Source organism: Thermodesulfobacteriota bacterium, assembly GCA_040756475.1.
Taxonomy (GTDB): Bacteria; Desulfobacterota; Deferrisomatia; order Deferrisomatales; family JACRMM01; genus JBFLZB01.
Genome location: JBFLZB010000012.1, coordinates 37,335 through 48,793 on the forward strand (window position 1 = coordinate 37,335; position 11,459 = coordinate 48,793).

General features: G+C 71.0%; 12 protein-coding genes. 3 read left to right on the top strand and 9 right to left on the bottom strand.

Going from position 1 to position 11,459, the window contains the following annotated elements:
• Positions 1–430: 430 nt before the first annotated feature.
• The 5 genes from AB1578_03285 to rnhA all read right to left on the bottom strand — a co-directional run bounded on the left by AB1578_03285 (position 431) and on the right by rnhA (position 5,682).
• Positions 431–1,372, bottom strand: a complete 942-nt coding sequence (locus AB1578_03285) for a BsuBI/PstI family type II restriction endonuclease (protein ID MEW6486922.1) — start codon at positions 1,370–1,372, stop codon at positions 431–433.
• Positions 1,369–2,838 carry an Eco57I restriction-modification methylase domain-containing protein gene (locus AB1578_03290; protein MEW6486923.1) on the bottom strand — a complete coding sequence of 490 codons (1,470 nt, stop codon included), beginning with the start codon at positions 2,836–2,838 and terminating at the stop codon, positions 1,369–1,371. The genes AB1578_03285 and AB1578_03290 overlap by 4 nt, the downstream gene beginning before the upstream one ends.
• A 281-nt stretch (positions 2,839–3,119) precedes the next feature.
• Entirely contained in the window at positions 3,120–3,908 is a 789-nt protein-coding gene (locus AB1578_03295; GenBank protein MEW6486924.1) for a nitroreductase family protein, read from the bottom strand.
• On the bottom strand, positions 3,905–4,924 hold the full coding sequence (locus tag AB1578_03300) for an NDP-sugar synthase (GenBank protein ID MEW6486925.1): 1,020 nt from the start codon (positions 4,922–4,924) through the stop codon (positions 3,905–3,907). Before AB1578_03300 ends, AB1578_03295 begins: the two co-directional genes overlap by 4 nt.
• 11 nt (positions 4,925–4,935) lie before the next feature.
• The gene (gene rnhA / locus AB1578_03305; GenBank protein MEW6486926.1) at positions 4,936–5,682 is read right to left on the bottom strand and encodes a ribonuclease HI; all 747 of its coding nucleotides are present in this window, start codon (positions 5,680–5,682) and stop codon (positions 4,936–4,938) included.
• Between the two features lie 402 nt (positions 5,683–6,084).
• On the opposite strand from rnhA, the gene AB1578_03310 reads away from it, so the two are divergent.
• Positions 6,085–7,398 (top strand): tetratricopeptide repeat protein, encoded by a 1,314-nt coding sequence (locus tag AB1578_03310; GenBank protein MEW6486927.1) that lies wholly within the window; start codon positions 6,085–6,087, stop codon positions 7,396–7,398.
• Positions 7,399–7,606: 208 nt separating this feature from the next.
• Here AB1578_03310 and AB1578_03315 read toward each other — a convergent pair whose 3' ends face one another.
• The 4 genes from AB1578_03315 to AB1578_03330 all read right to left on the bottom strand — a co-directional run bounded on the left by AB1578_03315 (position 7,607) and on the right by AB1578_03330 (position 9,758).
• On the bottom strand, positions 7,607–8,068 hold the full coding sequence (locus AB1578_03315; GenBank protein MEW6486928.1) for an RT0821/Lpp0805 family surface protein: 462 nt from the start codon (positions 8,066–8,068) through the stop codon (positions 7,607–7,609).
• A gap of 84 nt (positions 8,069–8,152) precedes the next feature.
• Positions 8,153–8,560, bottom strand: coding sequence for a rhodanese-like domain-containing protein (locus AB1578_03320; protein ID MEW6486929.1), 408 nt, complete (start codon positions 8,558–8,560; stop codon positions 8,153–8,155).
• A 71-nt stretch (positions 8,561–8,631) separates the two neighbouring features.
• A complete protein-coding gene (locus AB1578_03325) occupies positions 8,632–8,970 on the bottom strand; it encodes a cupin domain-containing protein (protein MEW6486930.1) in 339 nt (112 codons plus the stop codon).
• Positions 8,967–9,758: a TlpA disulfide reductase family protein gene (locus AB1578_03330; protein ID MEW6486931.1), complete on the bottom strand. Its 792-nt coding sequence runs from the start codon at positions 9,756–9,758 to the stop codon at positions 8,967–8,969. The genes AB1578_03325 and AB1578_03330 overlap by 4 nt, the downstream gene beginning before the upstream one ends.
• A 314-nt stretch (positions 9,759–10,072) precedes the next feature.
• Here AB1578_03330 and AB1578_03335 point away from each other — a divergent pair, with 314 nt between their 5' ends.
• Together AB1578_03335 and AB1578_03340 are read left to right on the top strand one after the other, a co-directional pair.
• Positions 10,073–11,053: a beta-ketoacyl-ACP synthase III gene (locus AB1578_03335; protein ID MEW6486932.1), complete on the top strand. Its 981-nt coding sequence runs from the start codon at positions 10,073–10,075 to the stop codon at positions 11,051–11,053.
• A 77-nt stretch (positions 11,054–11,130) separates the two neighbouring features.
• Positions 11,131–11,459, top strand: a 329-nt coding sequence (locus AB1578_03340; protein ID MEW6486933.1) for a class I SAM-dependent methyltransferase, incomplete at its 3' end; no start/stop codon positions are given.

Here is an 11,459-nt window from a genome sequence, read left to right on the forward strand (position 1 = left end):
TACTGGGCCAGGAAGGCCGCGTAGGAGACGGCAAAGGACCTGGCCCGCTCGGCCTCCCCCCGGTTCGAGAAATCCCGGTGGGCGTCCCGGATCGCCTCCAGCGCCAGGTGGTAGTCCAGGTAGGCCGCCCAGGTCTCCCGCAGGGCGTCACGGACCTCGGAGGCCGGAACCGCCCCCTTCCCTTCCGGCCGGAAGACCTCTGGGGTCCCCTCCACATAGGCAAGCACCGACCGGAGCCCCTCGCGGCAGACCCGCACGGCCTCGGCATCGGCCTCCCAGGCGGCGCCCCGGGCCTCGGCAGGGCGCCGCTCCGGCTGCCCCGCGGGGAGCGCGCCCGGCGCCGCAACGAACGAAAGGAGCAGGATCGTGGAGCAGCCGATGACGACGCGCATACCCCCTCTCTTCTCCGGCAAACCCCTCAAATCCCGCCTCAGTAGGGCCCCAGAAAACGCTCTCCGTTGAAGTGGATGAGGTGGGAGGGGGACTCGGCCAGCCAAACCTCTGTCTCCCAAGCGATCTCCGGAAGGTGGCGGGCCATGTCCGCCCGCGAGGAAAAGGCGGTCACGTACACGAGACCCGCCTTACAGGAGCCGAACAAGCGAGCAAGCTCGTGGTGGCGTTTCGCGTTGACGGGTCCATGGCTGGCTACCGCCTCCACCAGGACGATCCAGTGCTTGACAGGGCAGTAGAGCACCACGTCGGGCATCTTGCCGTGGGCGTCGAGAGTGACGCCCAGGTCCTGGAGAAGGTCGCCGTCGAAGTGTCCCCATTTGTCCCCCGTATCCCCGACGTACACCAGCCGCCCCCCGGGAACGAAACGCGGTGCAAAGTCTTCGATGATCTTCTTGGCGAGCTCGCTGTGCTCCCCCGGAGTAAGGTGAATGGCCTCGCCTGGCCCGATCTGGACCGGAACCATCCGCTGGTCTCGCTCCCTCGCGTACCGCTCTGCCAGCGTCTGGCGACCGGCCAGGTACTGCTTCAGGCGCCCGCGCCAGGCACGGCTGCCGAACGTCCGGAGAAGAGCCAGGGCATGGGGTTCGATCTGGTAGACCGCCTTCGGGCTGTTCACGGGCCGCTCCGGCCGGTCTGGGTTGTAGAGAGCGATCCCGGCTTGGACGAGCTGGTGCACCGAGAAGCGGCGAAAGGTCTCCCGTGTGTTCGGAGCGTAGTCGGTGCCGTAGTGGCGGCGGCTGAAGTCCATCATGGGAGTGATGCCCACGAGCGGAGCACCCGCCGCGGCCCAGGTCTTCTCCGGGGTCAAGTCCAGGAGCGCCAGGAGGCAAAGCGCAGTCCGCCGGTTCTGCTGGGCCCGGGGCAACCCCAGCGCAGCCAGGACGGACATGGCGTCGGTGACGTTTCGGTGTTCGGTCATGCGAGTCGCCCAACCTCCTGGTCGATCGCCTCCTGATCTGCCGGCCCGTGTTCCCTGGCCCACCGTCCCATCTTTTCCAGTGCCTCCCGGCCCGGGTACTTGAGAAGGCGCAAGTCCGTGGCATTCACCTGGGTATGTCCGCTGAAGCGGCGAAAGAACTCGTCCACCGCCGTGGAGTTGAGAAACGCGGCCAGGCCCCGCGCGAGATCCTCGGATAGGCCCCGCTTTCCCTGGTGGAAGACGTTGAGGTGATTCTCGAAACCGACCGCCGGCGCGCTCAGGGGCGGAGACACGTAGGCAACCACCCGCCGTCGCTCCTCCTTGGAGGAAAACCGCCGCACCACCACATACCACCCCACCGGATACAGCCACTTGAGCGTTTCCGGTTGAAGCCGGATGGCGTTGGGCTTTTTCGTGTCCTTGGGCCAGAGGAGCGTTTCTCCTGCGAAGTGTCCCGGGTAGAGGAGCGGAACCGCGCCAGGCTCTGGGTGCGGCCGCAGGTGCTCCTGCAAACGGAAATCGACGACCGGCCCCGTCGAGACCTCCAATCCGAGATCCTGAAGGGTGAACCGGACCGACGAGAGGGTTTGGATGTCTGGCCGCTCCGGGCAGGTGGGCACGTGGATGAACCGCTCCCCATCGCCGAGGTTTACGATCTCTTCGAAGGAAAAGACGTGTGAGGTTTCATCGGCGAAGGTGTCGTCGGCTGATGTGGATACCATGATGTCGCCCTGGGGCACCCCCTTGACGAGGTGAACGATGACGTTCTCCTGGAGGACGCCGTCTTCCTTGAATGCCTCCCGTCGGGAGGAGAAGAGATGAATGTGCCGGATCGCCGACTCGGTCAACAGGAGGTCACGGAAGGATCGGTAGTATGTTCCGTTGCAGAAGCTGCGCGGGATGATTGCTACCAGCTCGCCCCCAGGAGCCAGCAGTCTCAGGCAGAGGGCCGTGAAGGCGCTGTACAAATTGACAGTCTCGATGCCTACGCAGCTCAGGAGGTGGCGGTGTCGAGACCGGCTGTTAATCTTCTTGTAGGGTGGATTAAGGATGACGTGGGTAAAGGGCTCGGACCGGAATTGAATCCTATTTACCGCCTCCTCCACGAAATCGAACCGATGGATCTCGATCTGCAGATCCAAGCCCTTCGACCGGGCCTTGCACTCACAGGACGTGAGCTGGGTCTCGAGGTACTCCCGAAGCACCGGATCGATTTCGTAGGCGGTCACTCGGGCCGGCCCCGAACCGCTCGCAGCACTCCAGCGGTCGAGAAACGCCACGGAGAGGGAACCGACTCCGGCGCCCGCGTCGAGGAGGCGCAGAGGGCCCCGGAGGCCCGTGAAGAGCGAGGCCATGTACCGAGCCACGCTCGACGGAGTCAGGAACTGGCCAAGCTGGGACCTGCGTTCCGGCTCGAGCCGAAGCGAGGCTTCTCGGCGAACCTCTTCGATGGAGTCGACCTGCATCACCCGGTTTCCTCTCCTGTTCCGCCCCCCCTCAGCCCCTCGAGAGCTTCTTCGCGGCGGCCCACTGGCCTTCGAGCCCGAGATCGCGAGTTCGGCCCGCGATCTCTCCTTAGAACTCATCCTGCTCGAAGGCGGATACGAGTCGGGCCTCCCCATGGCTACCCCATGGTAGCAAGGAGCGGCAAGACCTCAAAGCGCGCCCTTCCCCGCGGCCCGCAAGCGTCACGGGGCACGGAACCGCAAGAGCGGGGCTCCGTGGCCTGTGCCCCGTCCCCCCGCTCTTACGGCGTGGACGAGTGCCGGAAGGCCGCCACCCCGGGGGCCGGCAGCAACTCCCAGCTCCCCGTCCAACCGGCGGCCCGAGCCCCGAGCTCCGTGTGGAGGAGGGCGATGCCGCAGTCCAGGCGTTTGGGGATGGCGTAGGTGTCGGGGCCGTCGGCGCAGAGGACCAGGGTCTCGCCCTCCCGGCGAAACCGCCAGGGCTGGCGGTTGAGGGCCGAGGGGGCGAGGCGCGCTGCAGTTACGGCCCGGGCTGCCCAGGCGGGCCAGGAGCCGATCCCCGGGGCAAGCACCTCGGCGGGCTTTCGCTTGTGAGAGCGGGCGATGCCGGCCATGAGGCGCTCCTCAAGCGTCTTCCTCTCCACGGGAAGCCCCACGGCCGCGACGGCCCAGACCCTCTCTCCAAGCCCCAGGGCCACCCGATCTCCCAGGGAGTCGGGGCGAAAGAGTCCTCCCACCCAGCAGGTGCCCAGGCCCAGGACCGTGGCCTCCAGCACGGCGGCCTCCCCCACGTACCCCACCTGGACCTCGGAGCCGGCGGGCCCCACGAAGGCCAGGCAGCAGGGGGCGCCCCGGATGCTCCCGTAGCTCCCCACGATGCCTCGGAAGAGGTTCGGGGGGCAGGGGGAGACGGGGAGCGCCCGGGCGGCTCCCAGGGGGCGGAACCGGGCGCAGTGGTCCTCCAGGCGCTGGAGGAGCGAGGGATCCGGAGCGCGGGGCAGGTATCGGCGGCGCGAGACGCGCGCCGCAATTGCCCTTTCCCAGCGCCCGACCGGCAACTCTCCGTTCATCGCTCCCCCTGTGCGGCTGCGGGGAGCGTGCTCCCCGACGGCGACAGGACTGCCCCGCGCAGCCGCCCCTGCTCCCAAGACGCCCCGGCCCAGAGGACCGAATCCTGCGCGCGTGCCCCGGGCCCGAGGCGGGCGCCGGCTCCCAGGACGGCAAAGGGCCCCGCCCGGGCTCCGGCCTCCACCCGGGCCTCCGGCCCAAGGAAAGACGGCCCCACCAGGCGCCCCCCTTCCGGCGTCGCCTCCTCCCCCGAAACCAGGCGGCCGGGAAGCCCCGGCGGGAGCACGCCCCGGGAAAGGACCTCCCGGTGGGCGCCCAGGTACCGCTCCGGGGTGCCGAGATCGCTCCAGAAGGCGTCTTCCGGGGGGAAGTAGCCCTGGAGGTGCACTCCTTCGGCCACCAGGTGCCGGTGCACGTCGGCGTTGATGCAGTGGGGCCGCTCGGGAAGGCGCGCCAGGATCTCCGGCTCCAGGGCGTGAACCCCGGTGAACTCGCAGGGCGTTCCGGGCCTGGAGCCCGGGGCCCGGGCTCCGAGGAAGCCCACGATCCGCCCCGCGGCATCCGCCTCGATGGGCGCCGAGCTCCCGGGGGGCAGGGGGCGCAGAGCCAGGGTGGCGGCCGCCCCGGTCTCCCGGTGGCACCGGAGAAGGTCGGGGAGGTCGAGCTCCTGGTAGGTGTCGCCGTTGGCGAGCAGGAAGGTCCCCCCCGAGAGGAGCCCCCGCCAGGGAAGGAGGGCGCCCCCCGTGCCCTGGATCACCTCCTCGGTGCTCCACCACACCCGAAGATCCTCCGGGATCCAGGGCTCCAGGGCCTCCCGCAGGCGCTCCGGCAGGTGGTGGAGGTTCACGATGGCTTCCCGGACGCCGGCCCCCCCCAGGGCACGCAGCACGTGGGCCGCGAGCGGCACCCCGAAAAAGGGCCAGCCGGGCTTGGGGAGCTCCAGGCTCAGGGGCCGCAGGCGGGTGCCGAACCCGGCGGCCAGCACCACGGCCCGGAGGCCGGGCCCTTCAATAGTCACCGATGCCGCCGTCACCGGGGGCCCCTTGCCCCGAGTCCCAGCCGCCGGGCGTCGTCGTCGGATACGCCCCAGGCGGCGAGCAACTCCGCCAGCTCCCCGGCGCTTCTCACCTTCCGATACTTCGCGCCCCGCGCCCCCTTCACCCACTCCTCGCAATCGGCCCAGTCGAGATGCACGCGAAGCTCCCCGTCCACGAGGCTGAGGTACAGGGGGTAGGACAGGCCCTCGGGAAGCTTCGACGGCGGGGCGCTCTCCCGGATCCCCGAGATCCAGCTCCCGTCCCCGGAGCGCAGCTCGGGCACCTGGCCCCGGGAGAAGGCCACCGCGATGGCGTCGCACCGCTCGTTCAAGGCATGTCCCGCGTGGCCACGCACGTGCTCCCAGGTCACCGGGGCGCCAGGGCGCCGGCACAAGGCATCCAGGGCCTCCCACAGGTCCCGGTTGAGCACCTCGTTGCCGTCGGCCTTGCGCCACCCGCGGCGCTTCCACGCGTGGATCCAGCGCGAGATGCCGTCGTGGAGGTACTTGGAGTCGGTCACCACGTGGGCCCTCTCCGCCGGGCCCACGGCCCCCAGTCCCTCGACGGCGGCCCGCATCTCCATGCGGTTGTTGGTGGTGTGCGCCTCGGCGCCCCCGAGCTCCTCATAGCGCCCTCCCCGAACGAGCACCGCCGCCCACCCGCCGGGGCCGGGGTTTCCGGCACAGGCGCCGTCGGTGTAGATCCAGACGTCGGCCTGCTTTGCGCGTGGTTCCGGCATGAGCCCTCTTCTTTCCGTGTGCTCCACTGTGGCACGGCAACGGGTCCGCTCTGCCCCCATGGGCAAGGGTCCCAAATCCACCACCTCTTTTCGGGGGTCCAAAATCCACCACCAAATCTTTGAGGCGGGGTCCGGGAGTCCTGGAGCGCAGCCCGGTGCCGCCTCGACCGAACCGCGGCAGCGAGGCCGAAACCGGTGAGGCTCGGCGCGCCGGATCCCTCGGCTACGCGGCCTCCGAACATCGCGGATTACGGGGCGGAGCGCAAGGACTCCCGGACCCCGCTTGCCACCCAGGGTCGCGGTAGGGATCCTGGGGGTTGCCCCGCGTTGACACGCCGGTCGCCGCCCTTCTACCCTGAGCGCGCACGGTTTTCGAGCTTTTTCCGACGAAGGGAGGCGCCCATGGCGTTCGGCTGGTTCTCGGGCAAGAAGGACCCGGCGGGCAAGGCACTGGAAAAGGCCGACCGGCTCGCGGGGCAAGGCCGGTGGGCCGAGGCCCTCTCCTACTACGAAGAAGCCCGGGACGCGGCTTCGGGGTCCGAGCCGGCGCGCAACGGGGTGCGCGCCTGCCGGGAGCAGCTCGTGGCCTTCAACCTCTCGGAGGCCGCAGCCTACGAGACAGCGGGCGATCCCGGCAAGGCCCGGGAGCACGCCGCCCTGGCACTGGACCTGGCGGCGGGCGAGGCGGCGCTGGCTTCCCGCGCCCGGCAAGTGCTCGACCGGCTCGAAGGACCCGGGGCTGCGTCCGCTGCGAGCCCGGCCGCGCCGGGACGCCTCTTCCCTCCCTCCTGCGGGTGCTCCGCACCCTGCGGCCCGGGAGAAGCTGCCGAAGGCGAGGGGGAGGCGCCGGTGGAGGACCTCTACGGGTTCTACCTGGAGGCCCTGTCCCCGGAAGAGCGCGATGCCTTCGAGGCCCTGGAGGGGGAAGGCGACTTCCCGGAGGGGTTCGTGCTCTTGCAGCAGGGGGAGACCCGCCTGGCACGCCCCTTGCTTGAGGCCGCCCGGAGCGCGTACCCGACCCAGCCCGGACCCCACTACGCGCTGGGCCTCTTGGCCGCCCTCGAGAAAGACCCGGAGGCGGCCGGACGCTACTTCGCCCAAGCCCTGGAGGTGGGCCCCGGCTTCTCCCCCGCTGCCCACCACCGGGCCGACGTGCTCCGGGAGAGCGGCAGCCCGGCCGAGGGCGCCGCGTTCCTGCGCCGGTGGCTCCAGGGGCATCCGGACGACGGCGAGGCCTGGGTGCTCCTGGCCGCCTGCTCCCTGGAGGCGGGTGACCCCGCTGCCTGCCTGGAGGCATCCGAGGAGGGGGCCCGCCGCATGCCGCCGGCGGACCCCCGGGCGAACCTCCTCAAGGCCCGGGCCCTCCGCCGGCTCGGCCGCCCCGACCAGGCCCTGGGCGCCCTGCAGGCCGTGGCGGCCCGGCGCCCCGACCTGCTGGAGGCCCTGGTGCCCATCGGAGACATCCTGCTGGAGAAGGGCGGGGCTTCCGCCGAGCGCGCGGCCGAGGTCTTCAAGCGCTGCTACCGCCTGGACCCCGAGCGGGGCTGGGTGTACCGGCTGCGCCTGGCCCAGGCCTACGCCGCCCGGGGCTGGCCGGCCGAGGCGAAGGACATGCTGGCCGAGGCCCGCGCGGAGCTTCCCGACGCGCCCGAGGCCCGGGAACGCTGGGAAGAGGTGCGGCGGATACTGGAGGGAAGCGCCGCCAAGGGGCCTTGAGGAAGGGGGGCAGGCCCCGTTCGCGGGCAAGCCCGCTCCTACGGGGCGAGGGGTGATCCTAATCGGTATCGGTATCGGGATCGGGATCGATTTCGATGTCGATGGTGATGCCGACAAAGGCCCCCTCCCGGGCACGTGACGGGAGGGGGCCTTCGGAACGGGTAGCCGTGCGGGCAGCCCACCCGGCCCGCGGGCACCTGGCCCCGGGCTACTGCTGGATCTTCCAGGAGCCGTCGGGCTGGCGGCAGGCGGTGCCGTAGGCGCTCTCCTTGCGCCCACCCACCATCACCTCGGTCTGGTACTCCCGGCAGTACTGGCCGGCCGCCGCCTGGTAGGTGCGAGTGGGGGTGACGGCCACGGTGTTGCCCGTGTCGGGATTCACCCACTGGGAGGTCTGTCCGCTGCGATTGACTTCGAGCACCTGCTGGGCCATGAGTTCGTCGGTGCGGTCGATGGAGCGCCCGATCTCCTGCCCGATGACCGCCCCCAGGATCGTCCCCGCGATGATGGCCGCGGTGCGCCCGTGCCCGCCCCCCACCTGGGCCCCCAGGATACCTCCTCCCACGCCGCCCAGGACGGTGCCGATCTCGGCCTTCCTGGGAGGTGCGGAGCACCCCACCAGGACCACCAGCAACGGCAGGCTCAACCACCTCATCCATCTCTTGTTCACGATCTGCTCTCCTCTCTGGGTAACCGCGGCCTCGAAGTGCCTGCGCCACCCAGCGTGCCACCGCGGCAGGCGCTCGGCAAGACGCTACCGCTCCAGCGGAAGCCCCCGGCGCGACCAGTCCACCACTCCGCCGGGGTAGTTCGCCACCCACGGGTACCCCATCTGGTCTAGGTATCGGGCCACCGCGGCGCTGCGCACGCCGCTGGCGCACACCACGACCACCTTGCTCCTGGCGGGGATGTCGGCCAGGCGGGCGGGCACGTCGTTCATGGGAATCCACACGGAGCCGGGGATGCGTCCGCCGGCCCACTCCCTCCGGGTGCGCACGTCCAGGAGGAACACCTCTCCCCCTTCCTGGCCCAACAGGGCCCGGAGCTGGGGCGCCTCGAGGGGGGGCTTCAAGGCGCCCGCGGCCGGACCGCCTGCCAGGAGCAGAAGCACGCCGGCGACGAGCAGCACTATGCAGTACAAACGCGATCGGACGTACACCATGGTTCCCTCTCACAGCAGTCGGCTACGCTCCGAATGTACGCCCCTTGGATGCGGCCCCCCTCCCGGAGGGTTCAGCCCCGGGGCACCACGCAGACGAACCGCAGCCCCTCGTCGGGCGCCGCCCGGAATTGGTGCACCGCGTCCGGGGCTACGTAGACCACGTCGCCGGGCCCCAGGGGTTCTTCGCGGCCCCCGTCGAGATGGGTGCCCCGGCCCGCGAGCACGTAGACCTCGTGCTCGAAGCCGTGGGCGTGGTGGGGGCTGTGGCCCCCGGGCGCCACGTCGAAGACGCGCATCACGAAGTTGGGGGCCCCCTGGGCCTCGCCCACCACCACCCGCATCCGCACGCCCCGCGCGCCCTCCACCTCCACCGCCTGGGCGGCGATCTCCTCCACGTGTCCGATCTTCACGGCTTCTCCTCCCTGCGGGTCGCGTTTCCCCGCCGCCCCGTCGCCTCTCCGGCCTTCTCCTGGGCCTCCAGGGCCTCGGTCAGCGCCTGGCGGGCCTCGGGCCACTCCGGGTCCTCCTCCAGGGCCTGGCGGAACACCTTCTCGGCCCGCCCCGGCATCCCCCGCTCCAGGAGCACCCGGCCCATCTGCACGAACCTCTCGGCCTTTCCCTTGGGCCGATACCCCACGGGCTCGGGGTCCTTCTCGGACTCGGGAGCCAGCACCCCCAGCTCCCGGAGCACCCGATCCTGGAACGCGCCGCGCGTCACGTTGGCGTAGCCCTCGAGGAGCTCCAGGATCGTCCCGTCCGGACCCGCCAGGACGCTGGAGGGCGTGGCGATCACCCCGTACGCGGAGAACACGGCCAGGTCCTTGTCGAAGAGCACCGGGAAGGTCACCTCCCGCTCCCGCACGAACGCCTCCAGCCGGGGCGCGTCGGCGGGGTCCCACTCCTGGTGCTCCACGTTGACGCCCACCACCTGGAGGCCGTCGCCCCGGTGAGCCCGGTAGAGTTGCTCGAAGTCCCGCAGCGCCGCGGCGCTGCGGGGGCTCCACGTAGCCCAGAAGACCAGCAGGGTCGCCCGGGAACCCAGGTGCTCGGAGAGGCGCAGGGGACCGCCGACGAGGGAATCCAGGACGAAGTCCTTCAAGGGTTCCCCCACCTCGGTGCGCTTGAAGGCACGGGCCGGCGCCGAGCCAAGCAGCAGGGCCAGGATCGCGAGGGCAAGTGCGGTGCGAACGGTCTTCATTCTCGGTCTCTCTCGGCCCGGTGAACTTGACTGACTGTCGGGGGGATTGAAGGCCAAAGATACTTCACCGGGCTGGAAGCATTCAAGTCCGGTGACGGGGGCCTCGGGTGTCACCCTCCCCTTGTGTCCGGGGCCGCACCCCGGGTATAGAAAAAGAGAAACGCAGGGTGGGTCCAAGCGGAGCGGACCCACCATCTTCTCTGGGACAAGACGTGACGCATCGTTCCGGATCCCTGGGCCTCAAGGATTCTTAGGCACCCGGTCGCCCCGCGGCGGGACAACCGGGCCGAGCAGGCTGAAATGCGGAGACTGCCATGACGAGGAGCATCATCCTGGGCACCGGCTCGGCTGCCCCCAGCCAGGTGGTCACCAACCGGGACCTGGAGGGCCGCATCGACACCTCCGACGCGTGGATCGTGCAGCGCACCGGCATTCGGGAGCGCCGGATGGCCCGGGCCGGGGAGAAGTGGTCGGACTTCATGGTGCCCGCCTGCCGCGACGCCCTGGAAATGGCGGGTCTGGAGGCCGGCGACGTGGACCTGATCGTGGTCGGCACCCTCACCGCCGACATGCTCATGCCCTCGGGCGGGTGCACGCTCCAGGCGGCCCTCGGGGCAACCCACGCCGCCGCCTTCGACGTGGCGGCCGCGTGCTCGGGCTTCGTGTACGGCCTCACCGTGGCCGACCGCTTCATCCGGGCCGAACCGCACCTGGTGGTGCTGGTGGCCGGGGGTGAGGTCATCTCCCAGCGCATCGACTGGGACGACCGCACCACCGCGGTGCTCTTCGGGGACGGGGGCGGCGCGGCGGTGCTCACGGGCGCAGAGGACGACGGCCGGGGCATCCTGGCCTCCCGCATCCACTCCGACGGCTCCCTCTGGGAGGTGCTCCACGTGCCCGGGGGCGGCTCCCGATACCCCCGCGGGTCGGGCTACGACCCGCGCCTCGACGCCATCCACATGCGGGGCAACGAGCTCTTCAAGGTGGCCGTGAAGTCCATGGAGGACACCTGCCGCGAGGTCCTGGCAGAGGCCGGCGCCGCCGCCGAGGAAGTGGACCTGGTGGTACCCCACCAGGCCAACCTGCGCATCATCCAACTCCTGGCGGAGCGCCTGGGGATGGGGATGGACCGGGTCTTCGTGAACATCGACCGGTACGGCAACACCTCCGCCGGCACCATCCCCCTGGCCCTGGACGAGGCGGTGCGGGGGGGGCGGGTGCGCAGGGGAGACCTGGTGCTGCTGCCGGTGTTCGGCGGCGGGCTCACCTGGGGCGCCACGCTCCTGCGCTGGTGACGCCCGGCCCCTCCCCTGCCGGATCACGGCGCCCCGCGCGGCGCCGCACGCAAACCCGTCTTGCCGAGGACGCTTCCATGTGCCCCGACACCGAGGCCTCCACCGAGCCGTCCTGCCGTCCCCCCCCCGGTGCCGGGCCCTCCCCCGCCGGGGGCGGGCGCGACGCGGACCCGACGTCCCCGCAGGAGCGGGCGCGCGCCGTCCGGGCCATGTTCTCGGCCATCGCCCCCACCTACGACCGGCTCAACCGGCTCCTGAGCTTCGGGGTGGACGAGGCGTGGCGCCGGGCCCTGGCCAACCGCCTTCCCCCGGGGGCACCCCACGTCCTCGACGTGGCCTGCGGCACCGGCGACGTGACCCTGGCAGCCCTTCGGGCCCGCCCCGGCGCGAAGGTTCGGGGCGCGGA